13 protein-coding genes and 1 pseudogene are annotated in these 16668 nt (G+C 74.6%); 10 read left to right on the plus strand and 4 right to left on the minus strand.

Annotation, left to right across the window (positions count from 1 at the left end):
* Positions 1-114: 114 nt before the first annotated feature.
* The 3 genes from ACZ518_RS26915 to ACZ518_RS26925 all read right to left on the minus strand — a co-directional run bounded on the left by ACZ518_RS26915 (position 115) and on the right by ACZ518_RS26925 (position 1374).
* On the minus strand, positions 115-348 hold the full coding sequence (locus ACZ518_RS26915; RefSeq protein ID WP_469115575.1) for a chaplin: 234 nt from the start codon (positions 346-348) through the stop codon (positions 115-117).
* Positions 349-596: 248 nt separating this feature from the next.
* Complete coding sequence (locus tag ACZ518_RS26920; protein ID WP_469115576.1) at positions 597-1007, minus strand: rodlin; 411 nt, start codon at positions 1005-1007, stop codon at positions 597-599.
* A 118-nt stretch (positions 1008-1125) separates the two neighbouring features.
* Positions 1126-1374, minus strand: a complete 249-nt coding sequence (locus ACZ518_RS26925) for a chaplin (RefSeq protein ID WP_469115577.1) — start codon at positions 1372-1374, stop codon at positions 1126-1128.
* 103 nt (positions 1375-1477) lie between these two features.
* Here ACZ518_RS26925 and ACZ518_RS26930 point away from each other — a divergent pair, with 103 nt between their 5' ends.
* The 9 genes and pseudogenes from ACZ518_RS26930 to ACZ518_RS26970 all read left to right on the plus strand — a co-directional run bounded on the left by ACZ518_RS26930 (position 1478) and on the right by ACZ518_RS26970 (position 13215).
* Positions 1478-2653, plus strand: a complete 1176-nt coding sequence (locus ACZ518_RS26930) for a DUF3344 domain-containing protein (RefSeq protein WP_469115578.1) — start codon at positions 1478-1480, stop codon at positions 2651-2653.
* Between the two features lie 19 nt (positions 2654-2672).
* Complete coding sequence (locus tag ACZ518_RS26935) at positions 2673-3869, plus strand: glycosyltransferase (RefSeq protein ID WP_469115579.1); 1197 nt, start codon at positions 2673-2675, stop codon at positions 3867-3869.
* A complete protein-coding gene (locus tag ACZ518_RS26940; RefSeq protein WP_469115580.1) occupies positions 3866-5392 on the plus strand; it encodes a sugar transferase in 1527 nt (508 codons plus the stop codon). The genes ACZ518_RS26935 and ACZ518_RS26940 overlap by 4 nt, the downstream gene beginning before the upstream one ends.
* Positions 5389-6807, plus strand: coding sequence for an O-antigen ligase family protein (locus ACZ518_RS26945; RefSeq protein ID WP_469115749.1), 1419 nt, complete (start codon positions 5389-5391; stop codon positions 6805-6807). Before ACZ518_RS26940 ends, ACZ518_RS26945 begins: the two co-directional genes overlap by 4 nt.
* Positions 6808-7166: 359 nt before the next feature.
* Positions 7167-8987 carry a murein biosynthesis integral membrane protein MurJ gene (gene murJ / locus ACZ518_RS26950; protein ID WP_469115750.1) on the plus strand — a complete coding sequence of 607 codons (1821 nt, stop codon included), beginning with the start codon at positions 7167-7169 and terminating at the stop codon, positions 8985-8987.
* Entirely contained in the window at positions 8977-9753 is a 777-nt protein-coding gene (locus tag ACZ518_RS26955) for a polysaccharide deacetylase family protein (RefSeq protein ID WP_469115581.1), read from the plus strand. The genes murJ and ACZ518_RS26955 overlap by 11 nt, the downstream gene beginning before the upstream one ends.
* Positions 9754-9848: 95 nt before the next feature.
* Positions 9849-10973 (plus strand): annotated as a pseudogene (locus ACZ518_RS26960) (glycosyltransferase); the annotation flags it as partial.
* Between the two features lie 413 nt (positions 10974-11386).
* Positions 11387-12076, plus strand: a complete 690-nt coding sequence (locus tag ACZ518_RS26965) for a YveK family protein (RefSeq protein ID WP_469115582.1) — start codon at positions 11387-11389, stop codon at positions 12074-12076.
* Positions 12073-13215 carry a GNAT family N-acetyltransferase gene (locus ACZ518_RS26970; protein WP_469115583.1) on the plus strand — a complete coding sequence of 381 codons (1143 nt, stop codon included), beginning with the start codon at positions 12073-12075 and terminating at the stop codon, positions 13213-13215. The genes ACZ518_RS26965 and ACZ518_RS26970 overlap by 4 nt, the downstream gene beginning before the upstream one ends.
* 29 nt (positions 13216-13244) lie before the next feature.
* Here the strand turns inward: ACZ518_RS26970 and ACZ518_RS26975 are convergent, their stop codons facing one another.
* Positions 13245-14945 (minus strand): glycoside hydrolase family 26 protein, encoded by a 1701-nt coding sequence (locus ACZ518_RS26975; RefSeq protein WP_469115584.1) that lies wholly within the window; start codon positions 14943-14945, stop codon positions 13245-13247.
* Between the two features lie 294 nt (positions 14946-15239).
* On the opposite strand from ACZ518_RS26975, the gene ACZ518_RS26980 reads away from it, so the two are divergent.
* Positions 15240-16556, plus strand: a complete 1317-nt coding sequence (locus tag ACZ518_RS26980) for a carboxylate--amine ligase (protein WP_469115585.1) — start codon at positions 15240-15242, stop codon at positions 16554-16556.
* Positions 16557-16668 lie beyond the last annotated feature (112 nt).

The following is a 16668-nucleotide window of genomic DNA, read 5'->3' on the forward strand; positions in this document are numbered from 1 at the left end:
CTGTCCACCGGCGCGTGGGCCGGTACTGATCGAAGGTGGCCCCGGAGTGCACCGCCGTGCACTCCGAGGCCACCCCGAGGAGGTCTGCCCCGCCCTCGCGGGCCGAGGGCTTCGTCAGGCGTTGACGCAGGTGTTGCCGAACGTGGGGTTCAGCAGCGCGATCACGTTGACGGTGTTGCCGCAGACGTTCACCGGGATGTGCACGGGAACCTGCACGAGGTTGCCGGAGAGGACACCGGGGGAGTCCTTGGCGACCCCGCTGGCGCCCGCGTCGGCCATGGCCGGGGAGGCGACACCGGCAGCCATCATCGCGCCGGCGGCCAGCACCACTGCCTTCTTGTGCTTCATTTCTTTTTCCAATCCTTCCCGCAGAGGTGTATCCGCTGCAAAAACATCAACGAGTGGGTCCGGGAAAAGAAACCGCGAATTCATCGGGGATTCTGCGCAATTCACTCCGATGCCCGAGGGCGGCCGTTTCGTTAATTCGGACCGGCTTGAACGGGTGTCGGAACGGGACCGGAATTGCACGGGCCCGGCATGCGGCGAGGCCGCCGCGACCCGGGGGGTGCGACGGCCTCGCTCGGGGTGCTGCGCGATCAGCTGCCGGCGGAGACGTTGCCGGAGAGGATCGGGATGTTGTCCAGGATGTGCGACAGGGCCTCGTCACCCTTGGCCTGGGTGGAGTTCTCGGTGCACTGCTGGTTCTGCGGGCTGGACAGGACCGGGATGTCCTGGACGCCGACGTTGATGAGCGCGAGGATCGACTGCGCGTTGACCTTGGCCGGGAGGGCGATGCAGGGCTTGTTGAAGGAGCCCTGGATCAGCGCCATCTGCGGGCTCATGTTGCCGTAGGTGGCCTGGTTGCCGTAGATCTGCGCCGAGTTGTTGCCGTTGACGCTGTTGATGCCGTTGTCGTTCCCGATGGCCATCGCCTGCGGGGCCATGGCGGCGCCGAGGCCCACGGTGGTGGCGGCAACCGCTGCGCCGGCCGCAAACTTCTTGATCATTATCGTCCCTTTTTTGCAGGATTGCCCGGTGCTGGAGCATCCGGATCAACGCCCTCGGCCCGGCTCGGGTTGCGTGGCTTCACCCGGATGCCGCCGTTTCGGGCGGTGCGGTTGACGTTCAGGCGTTCACGCACGTGTTGCCGAACGCGGGGTTCAGCAGCGCGATCACGTTGACGGTGTTGCCGCAGACGTTCACCGGGACGTGGACGGGGACCTGGACCAGGTTGCCGCTCAGCACGCCGGGGGAGCCGGCGGCGATCCCGTCCGCCGAGGCGCCGCCGTGCGCGGAGGCGAGGCCCGCGCCGCCCATCAGCATCGCCGCGCCCGCGACCGCCACGGTGCTGCCGCGCATCAGCCTCTTCTTCATCTCCGTATTTCCTTTCGGTTTGAACGATGGTGCACCGGCATAACGACCCGCCCACGTAGAGGGTGCGTGCTATCGCCCAAAAGGCCGTACGAGCGAGTCCGACGTGATTTCCAGCCCGATTTCTGACAAAGTTCACTCCTGTTTTGTCCCCTTGATCGAAAATGGAGACAGGGTCATGGGTTCCTCCCGCAGAATCCTCGGCACACTCGGTCTGCTGTCCTGCCTCACACTTTCCGCACACGTGCCCCCGGCGGGCGCCGCGGTGCCCGCCGCGGCGCGCGAAATGCCCCGGGTGCCCTTCACCCAGCGCTACCAGGCCGTCCAGCACGGCGGGCTGGTCAGGGCCTCCAACTCCGCCATCAGCTGCCGCCACGAGGAGAACGAGCAGGCCGAACCCTGCGCCGAGGTCAAGAAGGGCGCGGCGGGGGTCAACGGCGACTTCGAGATGTTCTACGACGAGGTCGACAAGGACCCGGACACCTACAACTCCACCCGGGCCGAGCTCAAGGTCCCGCAGGGCGCGAAGGTCTCGTACGCCCGCCTGTACTGGGGCGGGAACCTCCGGGTGGGGGAGCAGAAGCCGCCGGAGGACAACGGCCGGGTGCTGGTCGCCGAGCCCGGGGGCGCGTACAGGGCGGTGCTGGCCGACACCGTGATCGGGCACCACACCGACCAGGGCAGCGATGCCTACCAGGCCTCGGCCGACGTCACCCCGATGGTGCGCAAGGGCGGGGCGGGGATGTGGACCGTGGCCCAGCTCAACGTGGCCATGGGCCACTCGCAGGTGGGCGCCTGGGGCGGCTGGACGCTGGTCGTCGCGTACGAGCACCCGCAGGAGCCGGTGCGCCGGGTCTCGGTGTGGGACGGCTTCGAGTCGCTGGCCGCCGGCGCCGGCGAGGCCGCGGGGGAGACGGTGGAGGTCGCCGGCCTCGACGTGGCGCCCGGCGCCTCCGGGAAGGCCGGGGTGGTCGCGTACGACGGAGACCGGGGGACCCTCGGGGACTCACTCACCGTGACCGCCGACAGTGGCCGACGGGTCAATGTCAGTGATGCAGAAAATCCTTTTAATGATGTTATGAATTCCACGATCACGGAATTCGGACATCCCTCGTTCGTGCGACAGCCCGAACATATGAATAATCTCGGATATGACGCGGACGTGTTCGATCTGAGTCCCGCCCTGTCCGGTGGCGCCCGCAGCCTGAGCTTCAAGTTCGCGGGCGAAAGCCAAGGTCAATTCCTCGGTGTGCTCTTCGTTCAGACAGACGCGCGCCGCTGAACGCAGGAGACCACTCCACGTGCCGAAACACCCCTCGCCGGACCCGTCACCGGCCGGTTCCGGTTCCTCCTTCACCGTCCTCCACCTCGTCCAGCCCGTCGACGGGGGCGTCGCCCGCGTCGTCACCGACCTCGTACGGGGGCAGACCGCCGCCGGACTGCGCGTACTCGTCGGCTGCCCGCGCGGCGGGCAGCTCGCCGACGCCGCGCGCGACGCCGGAGCCGAGGTGCACACCTGGCGCGCCGGACGCTCCCCCGGACCCGGCCTGGCCGCCGAGGTCCTCGGCGCCGCCCGGCTGATCAAGCGCCTGCGCCCCGACCTGCTGCACGCCCACAGCGCCAAGGCCGGGCTCGCCGGACGCCTCGCCGTACGCGGCTCCCTGCCGACCGTGTTCCAGCCCCACGCCTGGTCCTTCGACGCCGTCAGCGGCACCACCGCCGCCCTCGCGCTGCGCTGGGAGCGGGTCGGCGCCCGCTGGGCCGACCGGGTGCTCTGCGTCAGCGAAGCCGAACGCCGGGCCGGCGAGTCCGAAGGGATCACCGCCCGCTGGGCGGTGATCCGCAACGGCGTCGACCTCACCCGCTTCCGCCCCGCCCGCGGCGACCGCGACGGCGGCCGCGCCGCGGCCCGCACCGCACTCCGGCTGCCCGACGGCGGCCCCCTCGCCGTCTGCGTCGGCCGGCTCTGCCCGCAGAAGGGCCAGGACGTCCTGCTGCGCGCCTGGCCGGAAGTCCTCGGCACCGTCCCGGACGCCCGCCTCGCCCTCGTCGGCGACGGACCCGACGCCGAGCGGCTGCGCCGCACCGCACCCCCCGGCGTCCACTTCGCCGGGGCCGCCGCCGACATCCGACCGTGGCTTCGCGCCGCCGATCTCGTTGTACTGCCGTCGCGGTGGGAAGGCATGGCGCTCGCCCCGCTCGAAGCCATGGCCTGCGGCCGCCCGGTCCTGGTCTCCGACGTCAGCGGTGCCCGGGAGAGCCTGCCGTCCGGCCAGGGACGGCTCTGCCTGGTACCGCCGGAGGACCCGACGGCACTGGCCAAGGCCGTGGGGCGGCTGCTCGCCGAACCGCGGCTGCTCACCGAACTCGGGGAGCAGGCCCAGCAGCACGCCCGGACCGAGTTCGACGTGCGGCGGACCACGGACGCGGTCACCGGCCTGTACCACGAACTGCTGGGCAGGCCCCGGCCCATGAACCAGGAGCGCATCAGCCGATGACGATGGACAGCGCACCCGCCCGGCACACCGGGCAGGGCGGCACGGGGCACGCCGGCGGCAGCGCCTTCGCCCCCGCGGCTCCCGCCGAAACCCGCCGTGCCGTGACCGCCATCCACCCCCCGCGCGGACCCCGCGCCGACCGGGCGCGCACCGCCGTCCGGCCGCAGCGGGCCCGCCGCAGCGAAGGCGTCACCGCGCTGCTGACCGCCGACGCGCTCGCCGCCGCCGTCACCGCGACCACCCTGCCCGTCGGCACCCTGCCCCCCGAAGCCGTACTGCCTGCCGCCGCCCTGCTCACCGCCCTGCACGCACAGGCCGGCCTCTACCGGCCCCGGCTCGCCCCCTCCGCGCTGCGCGAACTGCCCGCCCTGGCCGGGCGCGCCGCCGTGCTCTGGTCCGGGGCCGCCGCCCTCCTCGCCGCCGCCGCACCCCAGCGCGCCCTCGGCTGGAGCGTGCTCCTCGGCGCCGTCTGCCTCCAGGTCGTACTGGTGTGCGCGGGACGCGGGTTCGTCAACCAGCTCCGCCGCCGTGCCGCCGTACGACGCCCCGTCTCGGCCCTCGTGGTCGGGCCCGGCGAGGGCACCGGCGCCGTCGCCGCCGCCCTGCACGGCCGCCCCGAGTACGGACTGCGCCCCGTCGGGATCGCCGACACCGCCGCCCCCGCCGACGGGGACCCCGGCCAGCTCCCCGTCCTCGCCACCCACGAGGACGTCCGCCGCGCCGTCATCCAGAACTCCGTCCGGCACGCCGTCTTCACCTGTCCCCCCGAGGCCGACGAACGCACCGCCTCCCTGGTCCGGCTCTTCCACGACCACGGCTGCCGGCTCTGGCTCGCCGACCCCGCCGGGACCGCCAAGGTCACCGGCATGCGCGTCGCGCAGCCCGCCGACCAGCTCTGGGGATACGCCGTACAACCACTGCTGCCGCGCCCCTCCCGGCCGCTGGAACGGGCCGCGAAGCGGGCCATCGACTCCTGCCTCGCCGCCCTCGCGCTGCTCGCCGCCGCCCCCGTCATGGGCGCCTGCGCCCTCGCCGTCCGGCTCTCCGACGGACGCGGGGTGATCTTCCGGCAGGAGCGGGTCGGCCTCTACGGACGGCCCTTCACCCTGCTGAAGTTCCGCACCCTGCGCGCCGACGAACACGAGTCCGCCACCCGCTGGACCGTCGCCGGCGACCGCCGCATGAGCCCGGTCGGCTCCTTCCTGCGCAAGTCCTCGCTGGACGAGCTGCCCCAGCTGTGGAACGTCGTACGGGGTGACATGAGCCTGGTCGGCCCCCGCCCCGAACGCCCCTTCTTCGTCGCCAAGTTCAGCACCGTCCACCCCGGCTACGAGGCCCGCCACCGGATGCCCGTCGGCATCACCGGCCTCGCCCAGATCAACGGGCTGCGCGGCGACACCTCCATCGAGGACCGGGCCCGCTTCGACAACCACTACATCGACACCTGGTCGCTGTGGCAGGACCTGTGGATCCTCGCCCGCACCGCCGCCTCCTTCTTCCGCTTCCGGCTGGGAGGGAGCTGAGCATGAGCCTCGCCGCATCCGCACCGGGTTCCGCCTCCGACGGCGTACGCGCCCTCGTCGCGGGCCCGCTGCGCCGCCACTGGCCGCTGCTGCCCCTCGCCGCGACCGTCCTGTTCCTCCTCGCCCCGCTCCCCGCCGGCGACGCGACCGCCTCCGGCAAGGTCGGCCCCGCCGACGCCGCCTCGCTGCTGCTCGCCCTCGTCTGCGGGATCCAGGCCCTGCGCGGCCGGGTGCGGACCCTGAGCCCGCTCGGCGTACTCGTGCTCGGCGCCCCGGGCGTCGGGCTCGCGGTGTCCACGATGACCGCCGGTGACCCGTACGCCGCCCTGCCCGGGTTCGTGCGCTACCTCCAGGTCTTCGTGCTCGTCCCGGCGGCCGTGGTGCTGCTGGTGCGCGACGCCCGCGAGTTCCGGATCGCCGCCGGGTGCTTCGTCGTACTGGCGCTGGTCCAGGGAGCGGTGGGGGTCGTGCAGTACGCCACCCACACCGGGGCCTCGTACCAGGGCGAGAACGTCCGCGCCGTGGGGACCTTCGGCCCCGGCGACGTGATGGGCATGGCCACCGTCGTCGCGTACGGACTCGTCGTCGCGACCGCCGCCGCGCTCGCGCCCGGACTGCCCGAGCGGGTCCGCCGGACCGCCGGGGCCTGCGCCCTCGCGCTGGTGCTGCCGCTGGTGCTGTCCTTCAGCCGCGGCGCCTGGATCGCCACCCTCGGGGCGGCCGTACTGGTGATGGCCATGGCCGGGATCCGGCGGGCCCTGCGGGTGCTCGTCGCGCTGGCCGCGCTGGGCGTCGTCCTCGTCGGCGGACTCGGGGTCGGCTCCGAGATGGTCGCGGAGCGGCTGACCTCCATCACCCAGGTCTCCAGCGCCCCCGACCAGTCCGTGACGGACCGCTACACGATGTGGGCCGCCGCCGAGTCGATGTGGCGGGAGCGCCCGGCGGTGGGGGTGGGCCTCAAGGGCTTCCCCGCGCACCGCGACGGCCACTCCTCGCTGGGACTGTCCTCCGGCAGCGACACCGCCGGCGCCGGACAGGCCTTCATCAAGCAGCCGCTGCTGTCCCCGCACAACATGTACCTCCTCATCCTCAGCGAACAGGGCCTGATCGGTCTGCTCGCGCTGGCGGGCGGCTGGGCCGCGCTGCTGGTCGCGGGGCTGCGGCGGTGCGCGGTGGGGGCCGACCGGGCCGTCCGGGACTGCGGGCTGATCGCGACCGGGCTGTTCGTGTGGCAGCTGACCGACTTCCTGTACGCGGACATCGGCGGGCCGTCCACCGTGCTGACCGGCGTGATCATCGGGCTCGCGGCGTGGTGGGCCCTGCCCTCCGGGGGATTCGGCTCCGGCTCCGGCTCCGGCCGCGGCTCCCCGCCCGGGCGCGGCCCGCTGGCCGCCGAGGGGCCGGCCGGCCGGTGACCGATACGACTCCCTGGCGGCGGCCCGCGGCCGCGGCGACCGAGGTCGCCGCGCCCGCGGGCTCCGCGGGTACCGCCCCGGCCGGACCACCGGCCGGCCGCGGCCGCACCGCCCCGGACCCGGCCCCCGGCCCGGGCGCGCCGGGTCCCGGAAGCCCGGCGGGTCCGCCCGCCGCGGTGCCGGGACACGACGGCCCGGGCCGGGGCGGGACCCCGGGGGAGCAGGGCGCGGCGGACGGCCGCGGGCGCGCACCCGGTGCGCCGGACACGGGCCGAGCAGGGGCGGGAGGTGGCCGGACGGTGGCCGAGCCGTGGGGGTCGGACGTGCGGGACGCGGTACGCGACGGAGCCCGGGAGGCGGTGCGCGACGGGGCGCGGGACGCGGTACGCGGGGACGCGCGGCCCGGCTGCGCGGTCGCCGGCCGCCGCCGCGCCCCGGAGCCGGGCCGTGCCGGCGCCGGCGGGCGGGTTCCCGTGCGGCGGGGGCGGCACGGCGGGCGGCCCGGCGCGGGCGCTCCCGCAGCCGGTGAGACCGGCGGCAGCGGGACCGCGCCGCTCGGGCGGTTCCTCGCCAAGGCCGCCGCCGTCACCGCCGGACTGACCGCGGCCGGGGCCGTGTTCGGGCTCGTACGCGACCAGACCATCGCCCATCTCTTCGGCGCCGGGCACGACAGCGACGCCTTCCTCATCTCCTGGACCGTCCCCGAGATGGCCTCGACGCTCCTCATCGAGGACGCCATGGCCCTGCTGATGGTCCCCGCCTTCAGCCACGCCCTCGCCCGCCGGGCCGCCAGCCGGGCCGGGCTCACCCGCATGGAAGCCCGCGCGGCCGACCCCGTACGGCTCCTCGTCGGCGCGACCCTGCCCCGGCTGGCCGTGTTCCTCGCCGCCGTGGCCTCCGTCCTCATCGTCGCCGCGCCGCTCGTCGTCGGCGTCCTCGCACCCGGCCTGCCCGACCCCGGACTCGCCGTCCAGTGCACCCGGATGACCGCCCTCACCGTCATCACCTTCGGCATCGCCGGGTACTTCAGCGCCGCCCTGCGCGCCCACCGCTCGTTCCTGCCGCCCGCCGCGATCTACGTCTCGTACAACGTCGGGATCATCGGCACCATGGTCGCCCTCCACACCCTGTGGGGGGTCCGGGCCGCCGCCGCCGGGGTCGCCGCCGGCGGGCTGCTGATGGTCCTCGTGCAGCTCCCCGCCTTCATCCGCAACGTCGGCTTCGCCCCCAGCCGCGCCAAGGGCGCCCCGCGCAGCCAGCGCGACCGCGACCGGCCCACCCTCATCGCCTTCGGGCTCATCGCCCCCGTCATCTTCTTCGCGGTCTTCCGGCAGTCGCAGGTACTCGTCGAACGCTTCCTCGCCGCCTCCCTCCCGCCCGGCGCCATCTCGCACCTCAACTACGCGCAGAAGGTCGCGCAGATGCCGATGGTGCTGTCCCTGATGATCTGCACCGTCACCTTCCCCGTCGTCGCCCAGGCCATGGCCGGCGGGGAACGCGAGAAGGCCCGCCGGCGGGTGGAGCAGGACCTGGCGCTGGCCTCGCTGGCCGTCCTCATGGGCACCGCCCTCGTCATCGGCTACGCCCCGCAGATCATCCAGGTCCTCTTCGAACGCGGCGCCTTCACCCACCAGGACACCCTCGCCACCGCCTCCGCGATGCGGGTCTACGGCCTCGGCCTCCTCGGCCACTGCCTCGTCGGCGCGCTGTCCCGGCCCTTCTTCTCGACCTCCCGGCCCACCTGGTTCCCGGCGCTCGCGATGGGCGCCGGACTCCTCGTCAACATCGTCGCCGGAGCCTTCGCCGTCGGCTGGTGGGGCACCTACGGCATCGCCGCCTCCAACGCCGCCGGCATCTCCACCACCGCCGCCCTGCTCCTCACCGGCCTCGGCTCCCGCATCATCGCCATCCAGGTCCGCCGGGTCGCCGTCAGCATCGGCCGGCTCGCCGTCGCGGCCGCCGCCGCCTGCGGCACCGGCTGGCTCGCCGGCCCGATGATCGCCGACCCGCTCGTCAGCGCCGCCCTCGGCTGCCTGCTCGTCCCCGCCATGTTCGGAGCCACCGGCATGGCCATACGGGCGCTGGAGATCACCGCCCTGCCCGGCCAGATCAGCCAGCTCGGCTCCCACACCGCCGTCCGGATCACCCAGCTCACCCAGAGGTTCCGCAATGTCCGCTGACACCGACACGGCCCCCGCCGCCGTGACGGGCCCCGCCCGCCGGAGCAGGTCCCCGTGGGTCCTGATGTACCACTCGGTCGCCGAGTTCACCGACCCCGCCGAGGACCCGTACGGCATCACCGTCACCCCCGCCGTCCTGGAGGCCCAGCTGCTGTGGCTGCGCGCCCGCGGCCTGCGCGGCGTCGGCGTCGGCGAACTGCTGCGGGCCCGCGCCGCCGGGCGCGGCCGCGGCCTCGTCGGGCTCACCTTCGACGACGGCTACACCGACTTCCTGACCCGCGCCCTGCCCCTGCTGCGCCGCCACGGCTGCACCGCCACCCTGTTCGTACTGCCCGGCCGGCTCGGCGTCGACAACGTCTGGGACCCGCTGGGCCCCCGCAAGCCCCTCCTCACCGCCGAGCAGATCCGCGAAGTCGCCGCCGCGGGACAGGAGATCGGCTCCCACGGCCTGCTCCACCAGGACCTCACCGCCGCCCCCGACGACGTCCTCCAACAGGAGCTGCGCGGCAGCCGCGAGCTGATCCGCGAACTGACCGGCACCCTCCCCGAGGGCTTCTGCTACCCGTACGGGCACCTCGACGCCCGGGTCGTCGAAGCCTCCCGGACCGCCGGCTACGACTACGCCTGCGCGATCTCCCCCGGCCGGCTCGCCGGCCGCCACGCCCTGCCCCGCACCCACGTCAGCCAGGCCGACGGACCCGCGCGGCTGCGCGTCAAGCGGCTGCGGCACCAGGTGCGGGAGCTGCGCAGGAGGGTGCTGCGGTGAGCGACGTGAAAGCCGCCAAGGGCGCCAAGGGCATCAAGGGCGGCAAGGGCGGCAAGGGCGTGAAAGCCGCCAAGGGCGTCAAGGACGTCAAGGACATCAGGGCCCTGCACGTCATCACCGGGCTGGGCGTCGGCGGTGCCGAGCAGCAACTGCGGCTGCTGCTGCGGCACATGCCGATGCCCTGCGACGTGCTGACGCTGACCAACCCCGGCCCCGTCGCCGAGGGGCTGCGGGCCGACGGGGTCCGGGTCGTGCACCTGGGCATGCGCGGCAACCGCGACCTCGGCGCACTGCCGCGGCTGGTCCGGTTCATCCGGCGCGGCCGCTACGACCTCGTCCACACCCACCTCTACCGGGCCTGCGTGTACGGGCGCCTCGCGGCCCGGCTCGCCGGCGTCCCGGTCACCGTGGCCACCGAACACTCCCTCGGCGAGGGCGAGATCGAGGGCCGTCCGCTCACCGGCGGGGTACGCGCCCTGTACCTGGCGAGCGAACGGCTCGGCGCGGCCACCGTCGCCGTCTCCGGAACCGTCGCCGCCCGGCTGGAGGGGTGGGGGGTGCCCGCCGCCCGGGTGCACGTCGTCCCGAACGGGATCGAGGCCGCCCGCTTCCGCTTCGACGAGGGCGTACGCCGCGCCGCCCGGGCCCGGACCGGGCTGCCCGAACGGGCCTTCGTGGTGGGCGGGGTGGGGCGCCTGGTGCCGGGCAAGCGGTTCGACGTACTCGTCAGGGCCGTCGCCGCACTCCCCGGCGCGCACCTGCTGCTGGCCGGGGACGGCCCCGAGCGGGCCGCGCTGCGGCTGCTCGCCGCCGAACTGGGCGCCCAGAGCCGGATCCACCTGCTCGGCGAGCGCGACCCGCTCGGCGACAGCCCCGACGGGCGCACCCCCGGGATCCCCGCCCTGCTGGCCGCCATGGACGTCTTCGTCTCGCCGTCGCGGGAGGAGGCGTTCGGGCTCGCCGTCGTCGAGGCCCTCGCCGCCGGGCTGCCCGTGCTGCACGTGACCTGCCCCGCCATCGACGACCTCCCCGCCGCCCAGGCCCCGGGGGCCCGGCGGATCGGCACCGGCACGGAGGAACTGGTCGCCGCGCTGCGCGGGCACATGGAGGCGGGCGCGCGCCGGCTCCCGCCGCCCCCGGTGGTGCGCCGGTACGACATCACGCGCACCGCCGCGCAGCTGCTGGACGTGTACGCCCTCGCGCTGGCCGCGCCGGTGCCGGTGCCGCAGGCGGCGGACGCCGCGGCCGTGGCGGCGGAACCGGGCTCGGGGGCTCCGGCGTCGGGGGCTGCGGCGTCGGAGGCGGGGTCCGGTGCGGAGGGTTCCGGTGCGGAGGGTTCCGGTGCGGCGCCCGCCTCCACCGGCCCGGCAGGGTCCGGGCCCGCCGTGCCGGGGCCGCTGCCCGCGGCCCGCCCGCAGGACCCCGCGTCGGCCGCGCCCGCGCCCGTGCCCGGACCCGCGCCGGCCGCGGAACCCGCGCCCCGGACTCCCCCAGCCCCCGCTGGGAGGTGCCCCCAGGCGGGGCCGGCCCGCGCCGAACCCGGCGGGGACGGCTGATCCCCCCTCGCTCCACCCCCGGCCAGGGGAACGGCCGGGGCCGCACGAACCCCCCTCCACCCAGGAAGGCACCGCACATGGCCGACACCCCCGACCAGAAGAAGTCCGACCACCGCTCCGAGCGCAAGCGCCGGCTCCTGCCGCCGCCCGCCTGGTGGCCGCTGCCCGCCTGCGCCCTGCTCGGACTGGCCGCGGGCGGCGCGTACGGGGTGCTCAAGGCCCCCGAATACGCCGCCACCAGCTACGTCGTCGCCGTACCGAACGAGACCACCGAGCCGGCCACCGCCCTCGGCTTCGCCCAGGCCTACGGCCGGATCGCGACCAGCAGCTCCACCCTCGCCTACGCCCAGCCCCGCGCCGGCATCAGCGCCCAGCGGCTGCGCACCCAGGTCCGCGCCGAGACCTCCCCCGACTCCCCGATGATCGCCATCACCGGAACCTCCAAGAGCCCCTCCGAGGCCGCAGACATCGCCAACGCCGTCGCCGACGCCCTCTCGCTGAGCAGCAACCAGGCCGCGAAGAACACCGGCGTGCAGCTGCTGCTGTTCAACCAGGCCGTCGCGCCCAGCGACCCCGCCTCCCCCTCCGCCCCCATCAGCGGAGCCGTCGGACTGTGCGCCGGCGGGCTCCTCGGCGGGCTGTGGATGCTGGCCCGGCCGGCCCGCCGCAAGGAACAGGGGACCGGCCGCCCGGTGGTGGAGGAGTACGCCTCGCTGCCCGCCCAGGGAGAGCACACCGAGACCAAGGAGAAGGAGTCCGTGCGATGACGCGGGGCTCCGCCGGGGCCCTGACGGTGACGCTGTGCCGAGACCCCCGGCAGTTCGCCGCGCTGGAGGAGTCCTGGAACCGGCTCGTCCGGAACTGCCCCACCGCCACCCCCTTCCAGAGCCACGCCTGGCTGCACTCCTGGTGGCTGTCGTACGGGAAGGACGGCCGGCTCCGGGTCCTGCTCGTGCGGCGCGGCGAGGAACTCGTCGGCGCGGCCGCGCTGATGCTCGTACACCGGCCGCTGCCGCGGCTGGTGCCGCTCGGCGGGCCGATCACCGACTACTTCGACGTGCTCGCCGCCGCCGAGTACGCCGACCAGGTCGTCCCGGCCCTGGCCAACGGGCTGCACCGGGCGGCCCGCGCCGCCGTCGTCGACCTGCGCGAGGTGCGCCCGGGCGCCGTCGCGGAGGCCCTGTACGAGGCGTGGCCCGGGGTCGGCGCCAAGACCGCCGACTCCACCTGCATGGAGCTGCCCGCGCTGCCCTTCGACCAGCTCGTCAAGCGGATGCCGGCCTCCGGCGCGCAGCGCGTGCGGGCCAAGCTGCGCAAGACCGACGCCGTGGGGATCGAGGAGCACGAGGTCACCGAGCGGGAGGTGCCGCAGGCCGTACGCACCCTGCTGCGGCTCCACGAGAAGCAGTGGCGGGGCCGCGGGGTGACCCCCGAGCACCTGAGGCCCCGCTTCGCCGAACACCTGACCCGGGCCACCCGGCGGATGGTGCGGGCGGGGGAGGGCCGGCTCACCGAGTTCCGGCTGGACGGGAAGGTGGTCGCGGCCAACGTGACGCTGCTCTCGGCCGCGCTGAGCGGCGGCTACCTGTACGGGGCCGACCCCGACCTGCGCGAGCGGAAGGTGGACGTCGCGACGCTGCTGCTGCGCTACGAGGCGGGCCGGGCCCTGGAGGAGGGCCGGCCGGTGGTGAGCTTCCTGCGCGGCAACGAGCCGTACAAGAACCACTGGCGGCCCGAGACGGTGGTCAACCAGCGCCTGCTGCTGGCCACGCACGGGCTCGCGCCCCTGCTGCGGCTGTACGAGTCGCAGATCACGGGGCGCGAGCGGGCGGTGGACGCGCTGCGCGAGGCGCTGCCGGCCGCCCGGGACTGGCGGGCGCGGCTGAACGAACTGCGGGTGCGATGACCCGTCCAGCGATCCGTCCGGTGACCCGTCTAGAAGGGCCAGAAGCCGGAGTCCTTGCCCCAGTCGAAGCGGAAGCAGATCGACTGGTTTCCCAGGAGGCTGTTCAGCCACTCGCCGAGGTCGAGCGGGAGGCACCACTGCCTGCTGTCGTTGGGCTGGGGCCTCGGCTCGGGCTTGGTCGGCTGCGTGGGCGGCGTGGGCTGGCTCGGCTGGGGCCTGGGTGCGAGGGGGCTCGGGGACAGCACCGGGGGCACGGGCACCGAGACCTCGGGGGACGGCTCCGGGGCCGGCTCGGGCGGGAACGGGGGCGGGACGGTGACCTCCGGCAACGGGGTGACGGGCACCGGTTCGGGGACGGCCGGCGTGGGCTCGACGGGAGCCGGCGCCGGGTCGACGGGCGCCGGGTCGACCGGAGCGGGCTCGGCCGGAGCGGGCCCGACCGGCGGCACGGACGCCTCGGGGGTCGGGATCTGCGGGGCGGGCACGTCGGGCTTCGGAGCCTCGGGCTTGGGGGCGTCCGGCTTCGGAGCCTCGGGCTTGGGCGCCTCGGGCTTGGGGATGCCGGGCTTCGGGGCCTCGGGCTTCGTGGCCTCCGGCTTGGGCGCCTCCGGCCTGGGCGCCTCGGGCTTCGGGACGTTCGGCGTCGGGAACTGCGGGATCGGGACCTGGGGCGTCGGGATGTCCGGCTTGGGGACCACCGGGGGCGTCGGGACCACGGGCGGCGTCGGGACGTGCGGGGTCGGCTCGGACGGCTCGTGCTCGCCCATCGCCTCGCGGAAGACCTTCGCCGACTGCGGGTTCTGCTTGCACCGCCAGACGCCGTGCGGGCAGTAGTCGGTGATGGTGTGGTAGAGCGGCTTGTGCTGGTCGATCCACTTCAGCATCTGCCGGACGTACTCCGGGTTGTCCCCGTTCCGGAACAGCCCCCACTCCGGGTACGAGATCTGCTTGCCGTGTGCTTTCGCGAAGTCGACGTGCTGCTGGAGCCCGTACGGCTGGCGGACCTGCTCGTCGAAGGTCCGGCCCGGACCCTGGTCGTACGAATCCATGCCGATGACGTCGACCACGTCGTCGCCCGGGTAGCACTTGGTCCAGCCGATCGCGTCCGTCCCCCGGTTGGGGGCGAAATCGAACTTGAACCGCTGCCCGGGGACGGAGCGCATCGCGTTGACGATGCGCTTCCAGTACGCCTTCCAGTTCTGCGGGTCGGGCCCGCAGCGGTGGGTGTACGTGGTGCCGTTCATCTCCCAGCCGAGCACGATCACCGTGTCCGGCACGCCCAGGGCCACCAGCCGCTCGGCGAGCTTGCGGAAGTGCCGGTCGTACTGGCCCTCCGCGCCGGCCCGGATCAGCTGGACCACCTGCCAGTCCGGCACCCGGTCCTCGTTGCGGGCCTGCATCGGCACGTTGAGCACGAACATCCGGTCGTCCTCGGCCCGGCGCCACTCGGCCCAGTCCGCGAGGAAGCTCACGTTGCCCTCGATGCCCGGCCACTGGTCGCCGGGGAGATAGGTGTGCCCGACCCGGATCTCCCTGCCGCCGAGCCAGCGCGACAGGTAGGGGATGCGGGCGACCCCGGGCGGCCCGTAGCCGAGGTAGGCGCCCATGGCGGTGTCGGAGCCCCTGGGGGGCTCGTCGTCCGGGGCCGCGAGCGCGGCGCCGGTGGCGAGCAGCCCGGCCGTCACCGTACCGACGCAGGTGCTCACCAGGCGGTGGCGTGGTCTGGGCATGGCGTCTCCCGAGCTTTCGCGAACCGGTGTGCTTGTAAAAGACGTTAGGCATCAGATCTGACGAATGGCCTGTCCGGTGGCCGCTGGGTAGGCCATTCGCAGGTGCGCATCCTCTCCGCTTGGTCCGACTAGGTGAAAGACACCGTTCCCATGAACGCGTTCGACGGCCATGTGCCCGCTGTTCTGCTCAGACTCGATCGGAATCCGTTCCACCACGGAACCCTCGGCGCCGTCAGATCCCTTGGGCGCAAGGGCGTGGAGGTCCATGCCGTCGTCGAAGCCGGGGGAGGTCCCGTGGGGCGTTCGCGCTATCTGCGCGCCGTGCACGCCGGCCCCGTGGGCGGGCTGGATCCCGAGGAGCCCGAGGTGCTGCTGGAGTGCCTGGTCGGGGTGTCGGAGCGGATCGGGCGGCCGGCGGTGCTCGTGGCCATGGACGACATGAGCGCGATCGCCGTGTCCCGGGTCGCACCGATGCTGACGGACCGTTTCCGGATTCCCCATCAGCCCGACGACCTGCCCGCCCGGGTGGCGGACAAGGCGGAGCTGTCGCGGCTGTGCGGCCGCTGGGGCGTCCCGCACCCGGAGACCGTGATCCCGGCGAGCGGCGCCGAGGCGGCGCGGGCCGCGTGGCGGCTCGGGCTGCCGGTGGTGGCGAAGTGGAGCCGGCCGTGGCTGCTGCCGGGCGGCACCGGACTGCGGAGCACCACGCTCGTCAACACGGCCGCCGACGCACGCCGGTTGTACGAGCGCTCCGCCGAAGCCGGGAGCCGGCTGCTGCTCCAGCGGTTCCTGCCCGCGGGGCCGGACACCGACTGGTTCTTCCACGGGGCCTTCGCCCGGGACGGGCGGCCGCTGCTGGCCGGCTCCGGCCGCAAGGAGCTGTCCTGGCCGGTGCGGACCGGGCTGACGGCGGTGGGGCGCTGGCTGCCGGACCCGGCGGTGGAGGAATCGGCGCTGCGGCTCGCGGAACGGCTCGGCTACCAGGGGATCCTGGACCTCGACTTCCGCCGGGACGAGTGCGGCACGTTCCGGCTGGTGGACTTCAACCCGCGGCCGGGCGCGCAGTTCAGGCTGTTCGCCGACGACTCGGGGCTGGACGTGGTCCAGGCCATGTACCTGGACCTGACGGGCCAGCGGGTGCCGACGCCGTCGGGCGGTCCCGGGCGGGTCTTCGTCGCGGAGAACTACGCGCTGCTGGCCGCCGTACGGGGCCGTGCGCTGCCGCGCCGCGCCGCCGCCGCGCCCGTTCCGGCGGGTCCGGCGGGTCCGGCGGAGGCCGGGGCCGGGGAGCGGGGGCGTGACGCGGGGCCCGGCCCGGTGCGGGTGCTGCCGCGCGGGGAGCGGGTGCGGGTGGAGGCGGCCTGGTTCGCCCTCGACGACCTGTGGCCGTTCCTGGCGATGCTCCGCGCGTTCCTGGGGCGCGGCTTCGGCAAGGGGGTCCGCGCCCTGCGGGGTGTCCCGGCGCAGGGGCGGCGTACGGTCCGGGCGGTGCGGGCGCCGCGCCAGCGCGGCGGCGAACGGTCGTGGCCGCCGTCCCAGCCCTCGGGGCCGGCGGCCGGCCAGACCCCGCCGGGGGCTTCGGCGGAGCCGGACGAGCTGGTGAGCCGGTGACGAGGTGACGCGGTGACGCGAGCCGGTGACGCGGTGACGCGCGCCGATGGCGCGGTGACGCGGTGATGTCGTGGGATGTGACGCCGTGACATGTGACGCGGCGTCGCATTCC

The organism is Streptomyces sp. NPDC033966 (assembly GCF_055575955.1).